This is a genomic window from Streptomyces silvisoli, assembly GCF_029269905.1.
In the GTDB taxonomy this organism is placed as follows: Bacteria; Actinomycetota; Actinomycetes; order Streptomycetales; family Streptomycetaceae; genus Streptantibioticus_A; species Streptantibioticus_A silvisoli_A.
This window is the reverse complement of the sequence record NZ_JARJBC010000008.1, coordinates 123,099-143,149: the sequence shown is the minus strand read 5'-3', so window position 1 is coordinate 143,149 and position 20,051 is coordinate 123,099. Positions and strand designations below refer to the sequence as shown.

The 20,051-nt window shown below is 71.0% G+C and carries 21 protein-coding genes; 9 read left to right on the top strand and 12 right to left on the bottom strand.

All coding sequences use genetic code 11. The features are described from left to right. Window positions 1-152 precede the first annotated feature (152 nt). The gene (locus tag P3G67_RS15305; RefSeq protein WP_276093984.1) at window positions 153-1,547 is read left to right on the top strand and encodes an RICIN domain-containing protein; all 1,395 of its coding nucleotides are present in this window, start codon (window positions 153-155) and stop codon (window positions 1,545-1,547) included. Window positions 1,548-1,556: 9 nt separating this feature from the next. On the opposite strand, the gene P3G67_RS15300 is transcribed toward P3G67_RS15305, so the two are convergent. The 7 genes from P3G67_RS15300 to P3G67_RS15270 all read right to left on the bottom strand — a co-directional run bounded on the left by P3G67_RS15300 (window position 1,557) and on the right by P3G67_RS15270 (window position 8,290). Then, the gene (locus P3G67_RS15300; RefSeq protein ID WP_276093983.1) at window positions 1,557-3,620 is read right to left on the bottom strand and encodes an ATP-binding protein; all 2,064 of its coding nucleotides are present in this window, start codon (window positions 3,618-3,620) and stop codon (window positions 1,557-1,559) included. Continuing rightward, on the bottom strand, window positions 3,617-4,255 hold the full coding sequence (locus P3G67_RS15295) for a DUF4255 domain-containing protein (RefSeq protein WP_276093982.1): 639 nt from the start codon (window positions 4,253-4,255) through the stop codon (window positions 3,617-3,619). The genes P3G67_RS15300 and P3G67_RS15295 overlap by 4 nt, the downstream gene beginning before the upstream one ends. A gap of 41 nt (window positions 4,256-4,296) precedes the next feature. Continuing rightward, the gene (locus P3G67_RS15290) at window positions 4,297-4,914 is read right to left on the bottom strand and encodes a helix-turn-helix transcriptional regulator (protein WP_276093981.1); all 618 of its coding nucleotides are present in this window, start codon (window positions 4,912-4,914) and stop codon (window positions 4,297-4,299) included. A 458-nt stretch (window positions 4,915-5,372) separates the two neighbouring features. Beyond that, complete coding sequence (locus tag P3G67_RS15285; RefSeq protein ID WP_276093980.1) at window positions 5,373-6,674, bottom strand: glycosyltransferase; 1,302 nt, start codon at window positions 6,672-6,674, stop codon at window positions 5,373-5,375. A 327-nt stretch (window positions 6,675-7,001) separates the two neighbouring features. Next, window positions 7,002-7,268, bottom strand: a complete 267-nt coding sequence (locus tag P3G67_RS15280) for a hypothetical protein (protein ID WP_276093979.1) — start codon at window positions 7,266-7,268, stop codon at window positions 7,002-7,004. Window positions 7,269-7,275: 7 nt separating this feature from the next. Next, on the bottom strand, window positions 7,276-7,707 hold the full coding sequence (locus tag P3G67_RS15275; protein ID WP_276093978.1) for a hypothetical protein: 432 nt from the start codon (window positions 7,705-7,707) through the stop codon (window positions 7,276-7,278). A 139-nt stretch (window positions 7,708-7,846) separates the two neighbouring features. Further along, window positions 7,847-8,290 carry a GtrA family protein gene (locus tag P3G67_RS15270; RefSeq protein ID WP_276093977.1) on the bottom strand — a complete coding sequence of 148 codons (444 nt, stop codon included), beginning with the start codon at window positions 8,288-8,290 and terminating at the stop codon, window positions 7,847-7,849. Between the two features lie 439 nt (window positions 8,291-8,729). Between P3G67_RS15270 and P3G67_RS15265 the strand changes: the two genes are divergently transcribed. From P3G67_RS15265 to P3G67_RS15250, 4 genes are all read left to right on the top strand, one after another. Further along, window positions 8,730-9,242 carry a hypothetical protein gene (locus P3G67_RS15265; protein WP_276093976.1) on the top strand — a complete coding sequence of 171 codons (513 nt, stop codon included), beginning with the start codon at window positions 8,730-8,732 and terminating at the stop codon, window positions 9,240-9,242. A 7-nt stretch (window positions 9,243-9,249) separates the two neighbouring features. After that, window positions 9,250-10,485, top strand: a complete 1,236-nt coding sequence (locus P3G67_RS15260) for an MAB_1171c family putative transporter (protein WP_276093975.1) — start codon at window positions 9,250-9,252, stop codon at window positions 10,483-10,485. Continuing rightward, complete coding sequence (locus tag P3G67_RS15255; protein WP_276093974.1) at window positions 10,457-11,881, top strand: amidase; 1,425 nt, start codon at window positions 10,457-10,459, stop codon at window positions 11,879-11,881. Before P3G67_RS15260 ends, P3G67_RS15255 begins: the two co-directional genes overlap by 29 nt. 242 nt (window positions 11,882-12,123) lie before the next feature. Further along, window positions 12,124-12,774, top strand: a complete 651-nt coding sequence (locus P3G67_RS15250; RefSeq protein WP_276093973.1) for a hypothetical protein — start codon at window positions 12,124-12,126, stop codon at window positions 12,772-12,774. 63 nt (window positions 12,775-12,837) lie between these two features. Here P3G67_RS15250 and P3G67_RS15245 read toward each other — a convergent pair whose 3' ends face one another. The 3 genes from P3G67_RS15245 to P3G67_RS15235 form a co-directional block, all read right to left on the bottom strand. After that, complete coding sequence (locus tag P3G67_RS15245; RefSeq protein ID WP_276093972.1) at window positions 12,838-13,632, bottom strand: class I SAM-dependent DNA methyltransferase; 795 nt, start codon at window positions 13,630-13,632, stop codon at window positions 12,838-12,840. A gap of 77 nt (window positions 13,633-13,709) precedes the next feature. Next, the gene (locus tag P3G67_RS15240) at window positions 13,710-14,123 is read right to left on the bottom strand and encodes a nuclear transport factor 2 family protein (protein ID WP_269857418.1); all 414 of its coding nucleotides are present in this window, start codon (window positions 14,121-14,123) and stop codon (window positions 13,710-13,712) included. A gap of 240 nt (window positions 14,124-14,363) precedes the next feature. Continuing rightward, window positions 14,364-14,552: a hypothetical protein gene (locus tag P3G67_RS15235; protein WP_276094103.1), complete on the bottom strand. Its 189-nt coding sequence runs from the start codon at window positions 14,550-14,552 to the stop codon at window positions 14,364-14,366. A gap of 219 nt (window positions 14,553-14,771) precedes the next feature. Between P3G67_RS15235 and P3G67_RS15230 the strand changes: the two genes are divergently transcribed. Beyond that, on the top strand, window positions 14,772-15,911 hold the full coding sequence (locus tag P3G67_RS15230) for a glutathione-independent formaldehyde dehydrogenase (RefSeq protein ID WP_276093971.1): 1,140 nt from the start codon (window positions 14,772-14,774) through the stop codon (window positions 15,909-15,911). Window positions 15,912-16,027: 116 nt separating this feature from the next. Here the strand turns inward: P3G67_RS15230 and P3G67_RS15225 are convergent, their stop codons facing one another. Then, a complete protein-coding gene (locus tag P3G67_RS15225; RefSeq protein ID WP_276093970.1) occupies window positions 16,028-16,363 on the bottom strand; it encodes a hypothetical protein in 336 nt (111 codons plus the stop codon). On the opposite strand from P3G67_RS15225, the gene P3G67_RS15220 reads away from it, so the two are divergent. After that, entirely contained in the window at window positions 16,350-16,622 is a 273-nt protein-coding gene (locus P3G67_RS15220) for an alpha/beta fold hydrolase (RefSeq protein ID WP_276093969.1), read from the top strand. The genes P3G67_RS15225 and P3G67_RS15220 overlap by 14 nt on opposite strands. Window positions 16,623-16,638: 16 nt before the next feature. Here the strand turns inward: P3G67_RS15220 and P3G67_RS15215 are convergent, their stop codons facing one another. Then, the gene (locus tag P3G67_RS15215) at window positions 16,639-17,385 is read right to left on the bottom strand and encodes a LysR family substrate-binding domain-containing protein (RefSeq protein WP_276093968.1); all 747 of its coding nucleotides are present in this window, start codon (window positions 17,383-17,385) and stop codon (window positions 16,639-16,641) included. Window positions 17,386-17,443: 58 nt separating this feature from the next. Between P3G67_RS15215 and P3G67_RS15210 the strand changes: the two genes are divergently transcribed. Beyond that, on the top strand, window positions 17,444-17,860 hold the full coding sequence (locus tag P3G67_RS15210) for a DUF5997 family protein (RefSeq protein ID WP_269857424.1): 417 nt from the start codon (window positions 17,444-17,446) through the stop codon (window positions 17,858-17,860). Window positions 17,861-18,063: 203 nt separating this feature from the next. Beyond that, window positions 18,064-19,986 carry an FUSC family protein gene (locus P3G67_RS15205; protein ID WP_276093967.1) on the top strand — a complete coding sequence of 641 codons (1,923 nt, stop codon included), beginning with the start codon at window positions 18,064-18,066 and terminating at the stop codon, window positions 19,984-19,986. Window positions 19,987-20,051 lie beyond the last annotated feature (65 nt).

The following is a 20,051-nucleotide window of genomic DNA, read 5'->3' as shown; positions in this document are numbered from 1 at the left end:
CACGCGCCCGCCAGCAGCCGCGCTGGGGCAGCCGCGAGGGCAGCGGATGCTGCCCGAACGGCCGCCGTGGAGCCAACCGGGCAGCTCACACTGCCCGTAAGGCTTCCCCCGCGCCCGCTGTGCACCTTCGGGGACCGCCCTAGGCTGTGCCGGTGAGCACCTGGGCGAGCCTTGAACCCGCGGCGACCACCGTCGATCCCGGCAGCAGCACCACCGTGCGGCTGCGCATCCGCAACACCAGCGACGTGGTCGAGGAGTACCGCGTCAACCCCGTCGGCGACCTCGCCCCCCACATCCGCGTCGAACCCTCTGTGCTGCGGCTGTATCCGGGCACCACCGGAACCGCCGAGGTGACCCTCAGCCCGCCGCGCACCCCCGACGTGCCCGCCGGGCCCAATCCGTTCGCCCTGGAGATCACCCCGGCCGAGCACCCGGACCAAGTCGCCGTCCCCGAGGGCAACCTGACGGTCACCCCCTTCCACGAGGTGCGCGCCGAACTGGTGCCCGGCAGTGTCCGAGGACGGTGGCGCGGGCGTCCCCAGCTGGCCGTCGACAACCTGGGCAACACCGAGGTCACGGCCTCGCTGCGCGGCCACGACCAGGCTTCGGACCTGCGCTACGACATGCGCCCCAACACCGTGCAGATCCCGCCGGGCCGGGCCCGGTTCGTGCGGCTGGGGCTGCGCCCCTCCCGCTTCCTGTGGGCCGGGCGCGAGCAGAAGCACGACTACACGGTGGACGTCCAGCGCGCCGGTGCCAAGCCCGTCGCGGCGCAGGGCCAGTACGTCCAGCCCGCACTGTTCGCCGGGTGGTTGTCGCGGCTGCTGATGCTCCTGGTGATGCTGCTGGTCGCCTTCATCGTCCTCTGGTTCACCTTCCGGCCCTCGATCAGCACGGCGGCCTCCCCGCAGCCGAACAACTCCCCGGCGGGCGCGGTGGTCGCCCCGAGCAATTCCGTACCGCCCCCGCCCTCGCCGACCCCGCAGAAGTCGCCGGACGGCAACCAGAACGGCGGCGCGCCCTCACCCCGCGTGCCGAGCAACCCCAACGCCGCCAGGGGCCAGCACGCGGACGAGCGTCAGGTGACCCTGGAGAGCGGCCAGAACCTGTATCTGGTGACCGGCCGGGAGCCGATGGGCGACGGTTCGGCCTTCCTGACCGCGCCCTGGGACTCCCAGTCCTGGAGCAACACCTACTACAGCGTCTTCCGCTATCCCGACAACTCCGTCGGCATCGAGGTGCTGCGCCGCCCCGGCAGCGTCATGGAGGAGCAGCCCAACCCGAACATGCAGCCACTCCACGACATCCAGCTCTCCAACGGGGTGCAGGACCTCAAGAACGGAAACATCAACAGCGCACAGCGCTGGAACCTGGTTCCGGTGGGCGGCGGCTACTTCCAGATCGTCAACCAGAAGACCGGCGACTGCCTCACCGACGACACCTCGCTGCCGGTCAACCCCGACGCCGCCGGTTTCGCCGCCGGGCGTCCCTGCGCGAACGGCGTCACCGACCAGCAGAGGTGGAAGTTCACCCCGGCGGGCAACTGAGCCACGCGCTCACCAGAACCTGGTGAGCGCGCCAGCCCCGATCCCGGCCGCCGCCTCCGCCTCGTTCGAGGGCACCAGCCGTCCCGACTTGGCGTACTCCCGGCGGGCGCCCTCCAGCAGGTCGGCCGCCCCGACCGGACGGCCCGCCGCCGCGGCCAGATACGCGGCGGTCACCGCCGCCGACCGGATGGCGCCGCCCGCCAGCTCGAACTCCCGGGCCAGGAACCCGGCTTGAACGTCCTCGGCGACCGGCAGCGGCGGGCGCAGACAGTGCTCCCACAGGGCGCGCCGCTGTTCCTCGTCCGGGAACGGGAAGTCCACCACGACGTCGAACCGCCGGGTGAACGCCTCGTCGATGTTGCCGCGCAGGTTGGTGGTCAGCACCGCGACCCCGTCGAAGGCCTCCAACCGCTGGAGCAGGTAGGCGCTCTCCAGGTTGGCGTACCGGTCGTGGCTGTCCTTGACCTCCGAGCGTTTGCCGAACACCGCGTCCGCCTCGTCGAAGAGGAGGACCGCGTTGACCGCGTCCGCCTGCGCGAAGATCCGTTCCAGGTTCTTCTCCGTCTCACCGACGTACTTGTCCACCACCGCGGACAGCTCCACCACGTACAGATCGAGGCCGAGCGCCCCGGCGACCACCTCGGCGGCGAGGGTCTTGCCGGTGCCGGACTCTCCGGCGAAGACCGCGATCACCCCGCTGCCCCGGCCCCCGCCGCGCCGCATGCCCCAGCCGCGCAGCACCTGTTCCCGGTGGCGGGCGCGGTGCACCAACTCCTCGATGCGGCGCAGCGGTTCGGCGGGCAGCACCAGGTCCGGCAGGCCGACCGCGGGCCGCACCCGCCGGGCGTGCCGCTCCAGACCGACGGCGTTCTGCGAGCGGGCGGCCTGGTGCAGGTGCTCCGGTCTCAGCGGCTCGGCGCGAACGGCGGCGAGGTCGAGCGCGGTGCGCGCGGCCCGGTCGATCTGGTCGGGCGACAGCCGGTAGGCGCCCGCCTCCTCGGCGGGGTCGAAACCAGCGCCGGGCAGCGCCTTCTGCCACAACTCGGCAGACGGCACCGCCGAGTTCTCCGCTTCCTCCGCCGCGTCGAGCGCCAGCAGGTGGGCGCGGGTCCACCCGGGATCGAGCGGCGCCGCCGCGAACAGCACCTGCGGTACGGCCACCGCCCCTGAGACGGGCGGCAGTTCGGCCACCGCCCGTACCCAGTCGGCCTCCGCTCCGGTGGGCAGCGGTCCGACGAGCAGTACGGCGTCCCACAGCCGCGCCTCTCGCACCGCGTCCGCCACCGCCTCGCCGTGGGCGTGCTGTGCGGGGTCCACCCTTGCCGGATCGAGGTGCAGCAGCGGTTGGCCGAGACCGGCGCAGGTTCGGGCGGCGCTCGCGGGATGGTCCTGGCCGCGCGGGCAGCGCAGATACACCGGCCGGGCCGGTTCGCGGCGCAGCGCCGCGCCGACCACGGTCGGCGCCGCGCCCTCCGTTGACTGCATCGTGGAGACGGCCCCACCCGCAACGGTTCGAAGGGCACCGTCCCCGTCGAGCAGGTACGCGGTCACTCGGTCCGGAACTCGCAACTCCCGTTCCAGGAAGGGCCGTTCCGGCTGCTCCAGCAGCAGGAGCCGGCCGTCGGCAAGTGGCGCTCCGGGCAGCAGCCGGGCCCGGGCGGTTCCGCAGAGCGTGGAGCGTCCACACAGGTCGAGGGCGAGCCCCACGGTCGCCCGGCGCTTGCCGACGTCGTCGTTGAGATACCCGTACAGCGGGGCGAAGCGGCGGTCCAGGTCGGGGGCCAGGGCCACGAGCAGCAGCGCGCGGTCCAGGGCGTCCAGCCCGAAGCGCGTGCACAGCAGGTCCCATCGCGGATGGCTGTTGGTCTCGGCGACCGACGCCGCGTGGTCCCGGGGTGCCGCTTCGTCCGGACCCGGCCGGGCCAGGAGCTGATCGGCGGCGTCGGGGGAGAGGTAGAGACCGCGCAACGGGTCGTGCGCGGTCGGGTCGTCCGCGGAGAGTTCGGCCACCCGGGAGGCGACCGCCTGCCGCAGCTCCTCCAGCAGCCCGGCCAGCACCTGCGTATCGCTCACCTGCCCTCCACCGGCAGCTCGTGCGCGGCCCGCGGCGCCCGACGCGGCGCGTCGACCACGGCGCCGTCCGTCGAACGCGCCCGGACCTCAAGCTCGGTGACGACCGGCGGGACGTCGTACTCCGGCCCGACCGCGAAGGGTGCGGTCACCACCACGTCGAGCGAGGGTTTGAGCTGGCCGCCGAGCGCGGTCCACAACTCGGAGAGCGGCCGGTCCCGGTCACCGCGCATGGCCACCGCCAGCGGCACGGCCAACCCGGTTCCCCGCAGGTGCTGCCCGAGGAGGTCCTCGGGCAGCACCTCGGTCCGGATGAGGCAGGCCAACACCGCGGACAGCAGCCGGTGTTCGTCCTCGGCCCGTGCCGTCCACGCGGTCACCAGGTAGCAGAGCCGGTACCAGCGCGGCGGCTGCCGGCGCCGTGTCACCGCGCCGCGCTCGTCACGCAACGCCACGGCACCGCGCTCCCGCCGGGCCAGGTCCTCGTGCACGTCGTAGAGGTAGGCGTTGACGGTGGGGGCGGTGTGCCTGGCCGCCCATTCCCTGGTCGGCGCCTCCAGGGCCACCTCGACGCCGCTGTCCCGTAGCGCGCCTTCGGAGATGACTGCGCGCAAAGCGGCGTCCACCTCGTGGATCACTCGTACTCCTCCCGATGCCTTCCCTGGTGGCCCGTCAGCCGTCAGATGAATCCCTCGCGCAGCGCGTACGCCACGGCGTGCGCCCGGTTGCGCAACTGCAGACGGCCCATCAGGCCCTGCAGGATGTTCTTGATGGTGCGTTCCGAGTAGGAGAGCTTCGCCGCGATCTCCCCGGTGTCCAGACCGTCGGCGATCAGACGCAGCACGTCCAACTCGCGCTCCGACACCCCGCCGTAGCCGAGCCCCTGCGGCTGGAGCAGGCCACGCTGCATCCGGCCGACCTGCACCAGCAGCCGCCCCAGCAGGTCCGAAGGTATGGCACCGTCGCCACGGTGCGCGCCCTGGACCGCGGCCAGCAGCGCGGAGGAGGTCGCCTCCCGGCGCCACAGCACCGTGCTGACTCCGCATTCGATGACGCGCAGCAGTTCCGCCTCGCGCATCCGGGAGACCACCAGCACCAGTCGCGCGTCGTGTCCGCGCATCAGCTTCCTGCACCGTGCGGTCAGCGCCTCGTCGACCTCCTCGGTGACAAGGATCACGACGGTTCCCGGAGCCACTAACTCGACGAGTTCGAGTTCGGGCTGCTCGCGGACCTTGGCGGCCGTACCGGCCGCCGATATGGGATCGTCCGCTTCCACCACTACGGGCACACGCTGCACCCGGCACCTCCAACCCGTGGCTTCAAGTGCAGCAATGGTAGGTAACTTTGTTTTTCGATCAATTGCGGTGGGTGTCTTTCGTTCCTAACCTGTGAAAGTACGGTCTCACTTCAGCCGCTCCGTCAATTCGGACATTCGCAAGCTGTCGGACAGCTTCTCCCACCCTCGGTGATCGACGGCCACTCTGTGTATACGGCAACTGGTCCAAAGGGGAAGCGTTCGTTGCCCGTTAGTGCCCGTCGCGCCCGTACCCGCGGGGGCGGGCGGCCCGAACGGTCGTGCCCCGCGGTCACCCGCAACCAGGGCGAGGACGGGATGCCCCGGCCAACGACCGGCCCGTGCTTGACGTTTCGGGTTTGGTTGTCAACCTCCGCGTATCCGCTCTGGGCGTCGACGCAGGGCCAGGCGGCGTCCTGTGAACGAGATCGGCCAGATCCCTACCTTGCGGTGCGGCCGGGTCAGCCGTGCTCGTACTCCTGGTTCTCGCTCTCCTCGGTGAGCCAGGAGATGCCCCGGTGGAGGCCGGACGCTCCATCGGGCTGGAGGTGGGCGAGATCCTCCTGCTTGAGGTCGGCCAGGCCGGTCCTGGTCCGCGCGTACTCCTGAAGCACGTTCCACAGGGCGTAGGGCCCGGTGAGCATGGCGGCCCCGTCCTTCAGGGCGTCCTCGTCGGCGTCGGCGGTACGGCGGGCTGTGTGGTCGAGCATGCGGTCCATGACGGCCGAGCCCCGCTGCGCGGCGAAGAACTGGTTGCCGTACGCGCCGATGCCGTAAAGGTGCTCGGCCGCGGCGGCGGTACGGTCGCCCTCCGTACGGTCCGGCCCGTCCACGAAGCCCGCGTCCCCCAGGGCGGCGGACCGGTTCTTCCGGTCCCGCAGATGCGGGCCGAGAACGGGCACGTCCGCCGCGCTCAGCCGCGGAACGTCATGGCCCAGGCGCACTCTGCCGACGCCGAGATCGACGTCCGCGTAGACGCCGCCGTACCGGTGCAGGATGCTGTAGCGGGCCAGATCGGACGCCGTCGGGTACGCGCCCGCCTGGACTGCCCGCCGGTAGGCGCCCGCGACGCGCTGGTCCAGGGCGGTGGTGACGTCCTTCTTCTCGATCTCCCCGCGGTCCCACGGCTTCTTGCCGAACCAACCGCCCCAGTCGGTGGCGCCGTCGGTCCAAATCCAGATCTTCCAGCCGGTGTTGGCCGCGCGGTCGGCCCATTGGTGAATGTTGGCCAGGGCGGTCCGCCCCATCTTCCTGCCGATCCAGAAGAAGTGCACCAGCGGCGGGATGGGCTGCTTCTCCTGCGGGCCCAGGGAGGTGCTGGCCGCCTCCTCGATGGTCCGCCGAAAGCGCAGGGCGCGTTCGCGCCCGTGTTCCGGGTCGAGTTCGGGCAGCCGCCCGACGATCACCTTGGCCTGGTCGACCCGGCCCCTGGCGACCGCGTCGAGGAGGTAGGAGGTGATCACGCCGTCTTCCGCGAGGGCGCCGATGGGCTCGTTCGTGAAGGGGTGCGCGACGCCGAGTGCGGGCCCCTGCTCCTGACCGGCCGGCCGGTCCCGCACGGCCGTGGCGCTCTCAGTGCGCTGGAGGGGGAGGGTGAGGGCGGCGGAGCCGCGGCGCAGCGAGCGGGTCACCGCCGCGTTGCCCGCGGCGCGTTGCAACATGGCGAGGTGGGATGAGGCGGAGGCCACGGCGCCGCCTCGCCCGGACGCCTGGCGAGGCGGTACCGGGGAACGCCCGGCCCGCTCGTCGTGTCGTGCGTGCACGCCGGGCCGCCTCCCACAGAAGTCATCGCTGTGGGCAGCGTCCCGCACGCCCACGGGCGGTGGAATGCCGGCGCGGACACACACCGGGTCCGCCCTCAGTGCCCTTTCGTCCCACCGGGACGCGACCCGATTTGCCCGGCGCGCCGCTAACCGCCGTGAAGAGGGGCGAAGACAGGATCCGCAAGGTGCATGCCGGGTACACCTGGTACTGATTCCGCGGACCTGCCGCCCCAACGACCCGCATGAAAAGCGCCGTTATCGCTTTTCGTCTCCGGAGCGACACGGGCCCTGCGTCAAATCCCCGCCTGATCTTCACGGAATTCACAATCAAGCCGGAAGGTGGGCCGCGCCGCCGACACGTACGGCGTCCACCACGGCTCGGTGGACCGCGGCAAGCCCGCCCGCGGTGATGCGGGCCGGGCTGCCTTCCAGTTCGTACCACTCGTCGGCCCCGGTGTACTGGATGCGGACGCGGGCGGTGCCGTCTCCCTGGTCCGCGGTGACGACGGTGAGATCGCCTGTGATGACGCCGACCTCATCGGTCATCGCTCCGCCCGGCCCTGCGGTGACCTCGCTGCGAAGTTCGGGTGGCATGGCCGGCTCAGTCACAGGTGTTCAGCATCGCGATCAGCTTGTCCTTCTCGGGCTGGGTGTGGACCGTCGACGCCGAGTCCAGGGTCTTGTCGTCGTACGGGCTGTACCAGGTCCCGCTGACCGCCCGGCACTTCGCATCCCGGGTGACGCCCTGGCCGTCCCTCGACAGGACCACCTCGCGGGTGTCGCACTCCCCGTACTGCTTGATCCAGTGGGGGAACTTCGCCCGCGAGTACCCGGCCATCGAGTGCGGCGCCTCCACCTTGAGCGCGTCCAGCTCGGCACGGACGGTGTCCGCCGGCGGAGGCTCGGGCAGCACCAGGTGATGCGCGGCGGGCGGTGCGTAGGCCGCCGCCGGCGTTGCGGCGGCGGGGAGGAGAACGGCGGTCAGCCCCAAAGCGGCGGCGGCCCATCGCCGCCATGTGCGAGATGTCAACATGCACCAAGGCATAACGGCGTACAAGCAGGCAAACTGCTTATTGGCCCATACGAGGGCGAGCCCGCGACCGCACGCCACCGACGACGACCGCCTCAGCACCGCCCACCGAGCGCCGGCACGCCCAGGCCCCGCGAGGTCGTCAGCGTCGGCGGCGTTCGAAGACGGCCAGTCGCAGCACGGTGAAGCGCACCACGGTCACCAGCGCGAACGCGGGAACCAGCACCAAGGCCTCCTGCGCGGGTGAGGCGGTGGGGCGGTAGTGGCGGAAAAGCAGTACCGCACCAGAGGTGAACAGATAGGCCAGGACGAACAGGCCACCCGCCGCCAGATGCGCCCGGAGGGCACGGACCGCGGACCCACGGAACGTCAGTCGGCGGTTGGCCTCCGTGTTGAGGGCGGTGATGACAAGAAGGGAGGCGAGATTGGCCAGCACCGGCGGCGACCAGTGCCGCAGCACCCAGTACAGCAGTGCCTGCGCCACGGTGGAGGCGGCGCCGATCACGGCGAACCAGCCGACCTCCCTGGTCAGCCCGGCGCGCCGGAGCCGACCGGAGGTCGTGTGCCGTGTACCGGGGCGTCCCACGTGCCCATCATGAGCCCACCGCGTGAGGATTCGCCGAGTCACACCGACCACCGGGTCGACCTTTCGGCTGCCGATATGCACCCGCACGCACGGCGGATGCGAACGGTCGACCGGCATCATGACCCCGCGGGTGACGGACCGGGGTGGAAGTCGGCCGCAACGCGGTCACCTGGACGGTGAATCAATGAGCGCCGTGGCGCCCCGTTCACCTACGGCGCGATGTGGACCCTGGCGCCCAAGTGATGTGGGATACCCCGGGTGGCCTTACCGGCGGTGGTTTTGACACACTCTCGGTAGCAGTGTCAACACACATCAATCACGCCGCTTGGGAGGTCGCTGCCGTGGATGGCTTCGGCGAACGTCCGAACAGGCCGTCTGAGGTGACGCACACGCACGCCCCGGGGCGTGGCCCGATCGGCGAGAGCCGAGGCGAGCCGTCGTGAAGCGCTGGGACACCACGCGGCGCGACAGCCGCCGCTTCGTACGGGAGCTGGGCCTGCCGCCGGCCGACAGCATCCGGGAGCTGCTGCCCGCGGTGCAGGAACGGACGGGCTACTCGATCCGCATCGCGCCCGCCCCCGAGCTGGGCACCAAGTTCGGCCTGTGCGGCATGTGGATACGCACGACGGACGGCATTGACTACGTGTTCGTGCACGAGAAGACAAGCCGGGCCCACCAAGACCACATCATCGCGCACGAGTTGGCGCACATCCTGCGCGACCACCAGGACACCTCGGCGTTCCCGGCGGGGAAGCCCGTGGGCAGCCGACTGATCTCCAGCCTCGAACCAGCGGCCATCAAGATGATGCTGGGCCGCAGCGACTACGAGTACCAGGACGAGCGGGAGGCCGAGCTGATCGGCTCCTACCTCCAGCGCCACGTTCACCGCCCCCACCGTCCCGTCAGGGCGGGCGATCGCGTGGCCGAGACGTTGCTGAGGACCCGGAGGTAGGCGGTTCGTGCAGCAGTTCCTTCATCCTCTGTGCCTGACGCTGGCCATCGCGGGATTCCTCCTGCTGCTCTGGCCGCCGCGGTACCTGCGCCAGGACCTCGCACTGGCCGCGCTCGTCGGCGTCTACGGATTCTCCGCGCTCTCGTTCCTGGTGTCCCTGGAGCCGGTGTGGAGAGTTCTCGACGAAGTCACGGGTCGCCCCTCCACCGGCATTCTGGTGGCGTTCAGCTCCGTGGTCGCCCTGCTGGCCCTGCAACCGGTCGTCCTCGCGTACTGGGCACTGCCGCCGGACAAGGCCCGCAACCGGGCTCGCCTGTGCACCGGCGCGGGGGCAGTGGTCATCCTGGCCCTGACGCTGCTGTTCTTCCAGCTCACTCCTGCCGGCCGGACCACGCCACAGGGCTTCACCGCCAACTACATCCACACGGCCGCCTACCGGACGTACCTCACGCTCTATGTCGTCGTCTACGCCATCGGTGAGACCGTGCTGGCGGTGGGTTGCTGGCAGGCCGCCCGGCGTACGGGCCAGGTGTGGATCGCTCGTGGGCTGCGCATAGTCGGGGTCGGCGCGCTGCTGACCCTGGGCTACAGCGCTGTCCGACTCGCCGACGTCGGCGCCGCCCTGGCCCATGTGAGCCCGCCGCCCGCGGCGATCGAGAACTTCGCGTGGCTGTGTGCCGACGGTGGCACCACACTCACGTTGGTGGGATTCTTCGTACCGATCATGGCCGTGCACGTCGTCCCGCACGTTCGGACCTGGGCCCGTGCGAACAGCGACTACCAGAGCCTCGCGCCACTGTGGGAGGCACTGCACCACGCCGTGCCGACCGTCGCCCTCCAGCCCGCCCGCACTGCCGTCACGGCCCGCGTCCGCCTCTGGAACACCAGTTGGCATCTGTACCGTCGCGCCGTGGAGATCCGCGACGCGCAGTGCGCCCTGGAAAGCCACCTTGAGGAGTCGGTACGCGACGAGGCCGAGCGGCGCCACCGCGCCGCCGGTCTCACCGGCACCGAACTGACCTCGGCCGTCACCGCTGACCAACTCCGTGCGGCGTTGGTGGCCTACCGCAGCGAGAAGTCCCCAAAGGCCCCGACCGAGTACGCCGACGCCGGTACCCGCGAGGAGGTGTGCACCCCGCAGGACGACGTCCGCGCGCTTCTCCGTATCGCCGCACACTTCGAAACCCCCTTTACGGAACAGGAATCCGCAACGCATGGATCTGACGCGTCTGTCCGCCCGTGAGCAACTGCGCGCCCTGGAACGAGGAGAAGTCTCCAGTCGTGAACTGACCACCGCGCACCTGGAACGCATCGCCCGTCATCCGGAACACAACGCGGTCGTCACCGTCGACGCCGACGGCGCGCTGGCCGCGGCGGAGGCCTCGGACCAGCGACGCGCCAGCGGCGAGGCCGACGCGGCACTGCTCGGACTGCCCGTCACCGTCAAGGACTCCCTGGAGACCGAAGGGCTGCGCACCACCTGCGGAGCGGCGGAGCTGGCCGAGCACGTACCGGGCCGGGACGCTGACGCGGTGGCGCGGTTGCGCGCAGCGGGCGCGGTCATCCTCGGCAAGACCAACACACCACCGATGTGCCAGGACCTGCAGACCAATAGCCCGCTGTTCGGCACCACACCCAACCCACACGATCCGCGGCGCACGGCCGGGGGCTCATCAGGCGGCCCGGCCGCGGCGGTGGCAACCCACCTCAGCCCCCTGGACGTCGGCAGCGACCTCGCGGGATCCCTGCGGTTGCCCGCACACTACTGCGGCGTGCACAGTCTGCGGCCCAGCTACGGCATCGTTCCCACCCGCGGCCACATCCCCCGCCCGCCCGGCTGGCTTTCCACGTCGGACATGCTCACCCTCGGCCCGCTCGCCCGCAGCGCGGCCGACCTCGACCTCGCCCTCAGCGTCCTGGCCGGCCCCTCACCCGACGACAGCCCCGCCTGGCGGCTGGAGTTGCCTGCCCCGCGCCACGAGCGGCTGCACCAATACCGCGTCGGCATCTGGGCCGACGACCCGTACTGCGCCGTGGACAGCGAGACCGGCGCCCTACTTGAGCAGGTGGCCAAGGACCTGCACGACGCGGGCGCCCACGTCGACAACACCACGCGGCCCGTCAGCATGGCCGACTCCGACCGCCTCTTCCAGACACTGATGTTCGCCAACTCGTCCGCCAGCGCTTCCCCGGAGGCGTTCGCGGCCGAAGTCGAGCTGGCCGACAAACTGGATCCAGAGGACCGGTCCCCCCGGACGATCTACCCACGAGCCCGCACCATGCGGTACCGGGACTGGCTGCACGCCAACGAGGAACGCCAGCGGCTGCGAAGGCAGTGGGCGGGCTACTTCGGCGACATCGACGTCCTGGTCACCCCCGCGGCTCCGACGGCGGCGGTGCCCGACCAGACCGGCGTACCCGTACCCGAGCGCCACATCACCGTGGACGGCGAGCGTCGGAGCTACTGGCAGCAGACCACCTGGCTCAACATCGCCAGCCTGGTACACCTGCCCGCCGCCACCGTCCCGGTGGGGCGCACGGCTGAAGGCCTGCCGCTCTGCGTGCAACTCATCGGCCCCTACCTGGCAGACCGCACCGTCCTGCACCTCGCCGACCTGCTGACCGCGGAGCGTTCCTGACTTCCACCGCGGGACAGTGACCGACCCGACCTCCTGTGAGGTTGATCACCGGCATACCACGTAGATGTGGGCAACCGCCCGGGTTTGCTGACGTCCGCCCGGGCGGCCGTGTGTGGTGCGCGAAAAAAACACGTCACACAACCTTCACTTGGCCCTACGATCTTGGCTTGCCGCACCGCGAGCCTCCCCCCACCACCGCGACGGCCTCTCATTCTGCATTTCTGACCCAGAAAGAGGTCTCCATGAAGTTCCGCCGCGCCTTGGTCACGGTCGCAACGACCGCGGCCATCGCCCCTGCCGCGCTGATGACGGCGCCGTCGGCCTTCGCCGCCAGCGCCGTGCCCTCGGCCAACGCCGACGTCGTCCCGTCGGCCGCGTCCGCCGCGCACCCGGCCACCACGTCGTCCGCGTCCGGTCTGTGCATGACCGGGAACCCGAAGTACCGGCCTGTTCTGCGCACCGCGCTCACGGGCCTTCCCAACAAGATCGCCGCAGGCAGTGGTTGGCACGACTTCACGCTGACCATCGACAACCCGTCGCAGTCCAAGTTCACCAACATCCACCTGTTCGCGGGCGTCAGCTCGACCTACGTCGGGTTCAAGGCGTTCCCGACCAGCCAGGTGTCGTTGCAGGCGTACTTCCCGAAGATCAAGCGGTGGGAGGACGTCACGGACACCGCGGGCCACACCGACGGCTACTTCGGTTGGGGCTGGCTCAGCGGGCACACCCACATCAACGTGCCGATGCGCATCAACGTCAAGAAGAACGCCCCGATCGGCAAGGCGTTGGCCCTCGGCGCCGGCTTCTACCAGGACGCGGCGCACAAGTGCACGGCGATCACCGCCGTCAACCACAAGATGCAGATAGTCGCCCCGGCGCGGCACACCCGCTGATCCAGCACATCCCAGTAGGGTCCGCTCCCCGCCGGGGCGCGGACCCTGCCGTGTCCCGGGCGCCTATGGGCAACTGGCCTGGCCTGCCCAGGAATTGACGCCGCTTCGTGGTGCTTCCTGATCGATCGGCTTTTCCCAGATCGAGATGTGTGCGGTGCTCTCGCCGGTGAAAGGCGCGCGGACCCAGTTCTCCCAGCGGTCGCGTAGACGTAGACCGGCCAGCTGGGCCATCAGGTCCAGTTCTGACGGCCACACGTAGCGGAACGGGATGGAGTGGTGTTCGGCCCGGCCGTTGGCGATGGTGAAGTAGTGCGAACTCATCGCCTGGGTGACCACGTCATAGGTGTCGAACGCCCACCGGGTCGGGCTGATGTGGAACGGTACGGCCTGCTGACCCGGCGGCAGCCGACGCAGGTCCGGGACCCCCACCTCGACGACGAAGCGGCCACCGGGGCGCATATGGGCGGCGGCGTTGCGGAAGCAGGCGACCTGGGCTTCCTGGGTCGTCAGGTTGTTGATGGTGTTGAACACCAGGTAGACGACCGCGAACGTGCCCGCCACCCGTGTCGTCGCGAAGTCGCCGATCGTCACGCCGACGGCGTCGCCGCCCGGCTTGTCGCGCAGCCGGGCCACCATGGCCCGGGACATGTCGATGCCGTGCACCTGGATGCCGCGGCGGGCCAGCGGCAGCGCGATCCGGCCGGTGCCGACGCCGAGTTCGAGGGCCCGGCCGTCGCCGGCCAGCTCGGCCAGCACCTCGACCGCCGGGTCCACCGCGTCCGGGTGGAACATGTCCGCGGCCGACGCGTCGTAGGTGGCCGCGACGCGCTCACCGAAGTAGCCGTCCTCATCATGCATCCCGGGACCGTACCGCTCGTGGCACGGGCGGCGCGCGTGGTTTTCCAACAGGACGGAACTCGCCGACTGCCGTAAGTTCAGGCCGGGTTCGTGAGCAGCGCGCGCTCCCAGTTCTGCGTGTCGGAGTACTCCCGCATGCTGACGAGCTTTCCGTCCCGGACGGTGAAGACACCGCTGTTCTTCTGGTTGTACGGCCTGCCGGTCCGGCCGGTGGCCCAGGAGTCCCACTCCACGAACACCTGCTCGCCTTCGCCGAAGAGGTTGGTGATGCGCAACCCGACCTCCTTCTCGGGGTCGAGATGGGCGAAGGCGGTTGCCAGGAATCCGTTGATGACCTGGTCCCGGCCCTGCCAGGTGCCCGAGATCGGCAGGTCGCCGCCGTACCAGCAACTGCCGTCCTGGGCCCAGGAGTTCCAGATCGCCTCCTGGTCGCCCGCGGCCAGCGCGTCGAAGTAGCGCCGCACGGCGGTCTTGGGCTCGATGCCGGTCATGGTGTGTTCCTGCCTTCCGCTTGCTTCGAGCGGCCGTTCCGCTCGACCTCAAGTCAAGCCGCGGGCGAAGCACCGGCCAAGAAGCGATCGGGGAAGGCAGTCATCACGAGATGTGATCGCTCGCGGTTCTCGGGCGGCCGTCGCCTGGCAGGCGGGGGGGGAAGGAGGCCGCTCCGGCATCGAGCCCGCTGGTGCCGACCGCGGAGCGTGTGCGCGTCACCGCACTCTGTCGTTGGAGGGTCAGCCCTCCACGGCGTCCTCGTTGACTCCCTCGGCGAACTCCCACCATGCGAGTGGCAGCCAGTCGCCGTGCACGAAGGCGTCGACCGACGCTCCACGGCCGCGGATGGCGACCTTGGTGCCGGGCGGGTAGGTGGTGCCGGACAGGCCGGGGACCGGGACGATCAGGGTCCCGAAGCGTTGTGGCACTGCCACAGCCTCCTTTGCGGCGCTACGCGGGAATCGGACATTTCACCTCAGAGTAGTTGAGTTGTCCGGCGCTGCGGCCCGGTGGAGCATGAGATGTAGGTCACGTGAGGCGAAGCGGCGCCGCCGCTGGGTGCCGCCCGGCAGCGCAGGGCGACGTCGACCGACGGCGTCGTTCGCCCCGGGCAGTCAGCGCGGTACCTCGCTGATCGGAGGTGGGCAATGAGGGCTGTCGTCTACAAGGGGCCGTTCGAAGTGGCGGTGGAGCAGGCCCCGGATCCCCGGATCCAGCATCCGAACGATGTGATCGTGAAGGTGACGTCCACCGCGATCTGCGGCTCGGACCTGCACATGTACGAGGGCCGCACGGCCGCGGAGCCCGGCATCGTCTTCGGCCACGAGAACCTCGGCATCGTCGAAGAGGTCGGCGAGGGCGTCACGTCGCTGAAGCAGGGCGACCGGGTGGTCATGCCGTTCAACGTTGCCTGCGGGTTCTGCAAGAACTGCGTGTCCGGCTACACGGCCTTCTGCCTGACCGTGAACCCCGGCTTCGCCGGTGGTGCGTACGGCTATGTCGCCATGGGACCGTGGCCGGGCGGGCAGGCCGAGTACCTGCGGGTTCCGTATGCCGACTTCAACTGCCTGAAGCTCCCGGGGGGAACCGAGCACGAAACCGACTTCATCCTGCTCGCGGACATCTTCCCGACCGGATACCACGGCAACGAGCTGGCCCAGGTCTCCCCGGGCGACAGCGTCGCGGTCTACGGCGGTGGCCCGGTCGGCCTGATGGCCGCCTACTCCGCCATCCTTCGCGGCGCGAAGAAGGTCTTCGTGGTGGACCGGGTGCGGGAGCGCCTGCAGAAGGCAGAGGAGATCGGTGCGATTCCCGTCAACTTCGCCGAAGGCAACCCCGTGGAGCAGATCAAGGACCAGACCGACGGCGAAGGCACGGACAAGGGCATCGACGCGGTCGGCTACCAGGCCCACGCGCGCACCGAGGACCGGGAGGAGCCGGCGACCGTACTGAACTCGCTGGTCGAGACGGTACGGGCGACCGGCGCGCTCGGCGTGCCGGGCCTGTATGTGCCGTCCGACCCCGGTGGTCCGGATGAGCAGGCGAAGCGCGGAATGCTGCTGGTGTCGATCGGCAGGCTGTTTGAGAAGGGCCTTCGCATGGGCACCGGGCAGTGCAATGTGAAGCGCTACAACAGGCAGCTGCGCGACCTGATCATCGAGGGCCGCGCCAAGCCGGGCTTCGTCGTCTCGCACGAGCTGCCCCTGGACCAGGCGCCGTCGGCGTACGAGAAGTTCGACAAGCGCGTGGAGGGCTACACCAAGGTCGTCCTGCATCCGCAACGGTGACTTCCCAGGACCATCGCCGGGTCGGCCGTGCGGATGGCGCGCGTGACGGCCGGCGATGTCCGCCGTGATGTCGACGGCGTGGGCGTCGTCCTTGAGGTCCCGCTTGTCGTGGATGCCTACGCGTGGGCCGTCCCGGCTTCCAACTCCCCGATGGTGCGTTCCAGCCAGGCCCGGTCTGCCTTGCTGGTGGCGCTGGCGAGTTGGAGCATGCCGCGGCGGAAGCGGTCGGTCATGTCGCGGGCGCGCAGCGGTCGGCCCTCGTCGTAGAAGAAGCTGCCGGGTTCGTCCATGAAGGCGAGTCGGCGGCGCAGTACCCGCACCTGGTCGGCCGGGTCCGGGAGTTGGCCGAGGAAGGCGAGCAGGACGAAGAAGGAGTTGCGGTCGGTGATCTCGACGGAGGAACCGGAAGGCTGGCGGTTCCTGTGGCGGGTCGACGAGGTGCAGGCGGCCAAGGCTGCCATCCGTGGCGACTGGTGGGATGACTTCACCGCCGTCAAGCAGCCAATGATGGTGGTGAGGGGCGACCGCAGTCCCGCCGTCCCGGCCGAGCACGCGGCGCAGATGGCGCGCCGCCGACCGGGCACCGAGGTGGTGACGATCGACGGCCACCATGACTTCTACATCACTCACACCGCGGAACTGGGCGCGGTGGTACGGGAGTTCCTGGACCGTGCGGTGCGGTTCCTCCCGGACGCCGTTCGGGGCGCGTGACCGAGTGCCGCCCCCGCTACGAGCGGCGGCGGGGCTTGCCGCCCTTGACGCCGCCCGAACCCCTGCGCGGGTTCTTGCCGGCCGCGGGCTTGTGCCGCGTGCCGGTGCCGGTTTCGGGGCGCTTCTTCTTCTGCGGTTCCGGGGCCGCCGGGCGGCGCCCCCGCGTGCTGTTGACCGTACGGCCGCGGACGATCCCGATGAAGTCCTCCACCATGTCGGTGGTCGCGTCCTCGCGCCATGACAGCGCGACCCGTGACTGCGGAGCGTCCGTCACCGGGCGGTAGGTCAGGTCCTTGCGGTGGTGCAGCCGGGCGAGGGACTGCGGGACGACGAGCAGTCCCACCCCCGCCGCCACCAGCTCGACGGCGTCCGCAGTCGTCGCCGGGCGCTCGATCGCGGGCCGTCCCGGCCGGACATCCCACTCCAGGGTCTCGTCCAGCGGATGGAACACGACGTCGTCGGCCAGGTCCGCGGGGGACACCTCGTCCGCCGCGGACACGATGTGGTCCTTCGGGATCACGACCACCGTCGTCTCGGTGTAGAGCGGGATGGCACTCAGGTCCGTCCGGTCGAACGGCAACCGTACGAAGCCCGCGTCGGCGTCACGGCGGCGCAGCATGTCGGGTGCCTCGGCGGCGGTCGCCTGGATGAGGTCGAGTGGGATGTCGGGCAGCCGCTCGTGCCAGATCCGGACCCACTTGCCGGGGATCACGCCCGGTACGTACGCCAGCCGGAACGAGGGGGGTACTTCCGAGCCTGTCACATGGCCAGGTTACCGGGCGTGGTCGGAGCCGGTGCACGCGCTCGATATCCTTGGGGGCATGACGTCGCGCAACAGCACCCAGACCATGAAGCCCGCCACGGCGGCGAAGAAGCTGGGTGTGTACCTCGAAGCCACCCCCGCGGAGTTCCGGGAGGGTGCCGTCTCGCGCGACGAACTCAACGCCCTGCAGGCCGACCCGCCCGAGTGGCTGCGGGAACTGCGCCGCAACGGCCCGCACCCCCGGCCGGAGGTCGCGGCCAGGCTCGGCGTCTCCATCTCGGGCCTGGCCCGCGGTGGCATCACGGAGCCGCTCACCACGGAGCAGATCGACGCGCTGAAACGGGACCTGCCCGAGTGGCTGCGCAAGGAGCGCGCCACACAGGCAGAGGTCCGCAAGGAAGCGGCGCGGATCAAGGACAAGCAGCAGGCGAAGGACGCGGAGCGGGGCGAACAGCCCCGGCGGCCGGGTTCCTGACCGCGACGAGGCGTGGTTCGTCCCGGGGCCCACGGCGCCGAAGCAGTCATCCGCCGAGGCCTGTGGCGTCCGCAGCCTGTCCGCCCGGCAACTTCCTTGCCGGGCCACTGACTTCGGGGTTGCCCGTCGACGGTCATGGGACGTCGTCACGGCAACCGCGCACCTCGGTCCCACCGAACACGTCGAGGAGGAAGCCCAGCCACGTGGCCGCCGTATCCCACCGCCGTCCCACCGCCCCCGAGTGGCTTCGCCACCCGCTGAACGTCCCACGCGGGCCCGTTCCGTACGGTGCCGTCGTACGTGGTGCGCTCACCACCGGACCCCTGCTGGCGGTCGGGGTCGCCACCCAGCATGTCGCATGGGGTGTGCTGGCCGCGCTGGGTGCGCTGTTCGCCACGGTCAACGACCGTCCTGGTACCCGCCGTACCAGGATGGTGCGCATCGGCGTCCCTGCCTGCGCGGGCGCGCTGGGGACCCTGCTCGGTGTACTGATCGCCGTCCTGGTTCCGGCCGGGGGAGTCGCGGATGCCGTGTGGCTGGTGCCGGTGCTGGCGGTCGCGGGGTATCTGTCCGGGGCGGCCAGTGCCGTCGGCCCGATCACATCCGCCGCCAGCCTGCAGTTCCTGGTCACGCTGCTGATCGGTGTCGGCCTGCCGCACCACGGTCCCGTGTGGCTCGGTCCCGTACTCGTCGCCGTCGGCGCGTTGTGGCAACTGGTGGTGGTCTCCGTCACCCTGCCCGAGCCGCACGCCGAGGAGCGGGAGGCCGTCGCCTCGGTGTACGACGCGCTCGGCGCCGTACTGACCGCGGCCGGTACCGGCCGCGGTCAGGTCGCACGCCGTAGGCTCACCGCCGCCTTCGACACCGCCCACGCGGCGCTGGACCACCACCGCGGCATCCGGCGCATCGGCCAGGTCTCGGCCGCCGAGTGGCGCCTGCGGGCGCAGCTGTCCGTGGCGACCACCCTGGGCGAGGCGGCCGTCACCCTGCTGTGGGAGGGCAGGCCGCTGCCCGCCGCGACCCTCGACGCCCCCGCGCGGCTGGCCCGTGCCGTACGCGAGGCGGCCCCCTGCGGGCCGATCGCCACGCCGCACGCCGACACTCCGGGCCGCCGCGCACTCCACCGGGCGCTGCTGAGCGCCGCCGAGGCGTTCGACGCCCCCGCCTGGCCGGTACCGGGGCCGCGCGACCGCTCCGCGCTGCGGCGGGCGTTCGGCCCGCTCGGCCGTGAGTACGGGCTCAGGGTGGCGTTGTGCGTGGGTGCCTGCGCCGCCGTCGCCGAAGTCCTGCGGCCCGCCCAGTGGTACTGGCTGCCGGTCACCGCTGCCTTTCTGGCCAAGCCGGACCTGGGGCCGCTGTTCTCCCGCGCGGTCAGCCGGGTGCTGGGAACCGTCCTCGGTGTCGTGGTCTTCACCGCGCTGGAGGCGGTCCTGCCGGGAAGCGCCGGTGCGGTGGCCGCCGCGGCGCTGGGTGGGGCGTTGATCCCCGTCGCCGCCCGGCACTTCGCCTTCCAGACCGCCGCGCTGACCAGCATCGTGCTGGCGCTCGCCGTGGTCAGCGGCACACACGGGGCGTCGGGCACCCGGCTGGTGGACACCGTGCTCGCCTGCGCGATCGCGCTGATCGTGGGACACCTGCCGCGGATCGGCGGTCGCCGTGAGACGGTCCACGAACACTGGGCGGCGGCACTGCGCGCCGCCGAGGCGTACTTCGCACACGTCGTCGGCGCTCCGGGCGAGGAGCACGACGAACGGGCACGGTTGCGTCGAGCCGCGTACCGGGCGCTGGCCGAAGCCCGTAGGACCGTCGTGCAGGCAGCGGCCGAGCTGCCACCCGCTGGCGTGGCGAGCGCCCAGTGGGCTCCCGCGCTGGCGGCCGTCGAGCGGCTGGTCGACGCCACCACCGCCTGCGCGGTACGGCTGGAGCACGGGCGGCGTCCGCTGCCCGCCGACGACACCCGCCGCCTCGCGGACGCCCTGGCCCGGCTGGCCGCGGACGCGTCGGCCCGCCGCCCCACCCGCCTGGTCGCCCTGCCCACCGCGGCCGAACTGGCCACGCGCTGCGCCAGCCTCGCGGACGTCGCCGACCAGCTGCACGTGCTGCGGAACGTGTCCGTCGCGGCGTGAGGCCGGGCGCGTGAACGCACGGAGAGTGTGCGCACGGACACGCGAAGCCGCTGGCGATTTGACAG

Excerpts from the sequence above, each read along its gene's own strand:
- P3G67_RS15250 (WP_276093973.1), top strand. The coding sequence starts at position 12,124 with ATGAAGTTCCGCCGCGCCTTGGTCACGGTCGCAACGACCGCGGCCATC.
- P3G67_RS15210 (WP_269857424.1), top strand. The coding sequence starts at position 17,444 with ATGACGTCGCGCAACAGCACCCAGACCATGAAGCCCGCCACGGCGGCG.
- P3G67_RS15255 (WP_276093974.1), top strand. The coding sequence starts at position 10,457 with ATGGATCTGACGCGTCTGTCCGCCCGTGAGCAACTGCGCGCCCTGGAA.
- P3G67_RS15245 (WP_276093972.1), bottom strand. The coding sequence starts at position 13,632 with ATGCATGATGAGGACGGCTACTTCGGTGAGCGCGTCGCGGCCACCTAC.
- P3G67_RS15275 (WP_276093978.1), bottom strand. The coding sequence starts at position 7,707 with ATGTTGACATCTCGCACATGGCGGCGATGGGCCGCCGCCGCTTTGGGG.
- P3G67_RS15240 (WP_269857418.1), bottom strand. The coding sequence starts at position 14,123 with ATGACCGGCATCGAGCCCAAGACCGCCGTGCGGCGCTACTTCGACGCG.
- P3G67_RS15230 (WP_276093971.1), top strand. The coding sequence starts at position 14,772 with ATGAGGGCTGTCGTCTACAAGGGGCCGTTCGAAGTGGCGGTGGAGCAG.
- P3G67_RS15280 (WP_276093979.1), bottom strand. The coding sequence starts at position 7,268 with ATGCCACCCGAACTTCGCAGCGAGGTCACCGCAGGGCCGGGCGGAGCG.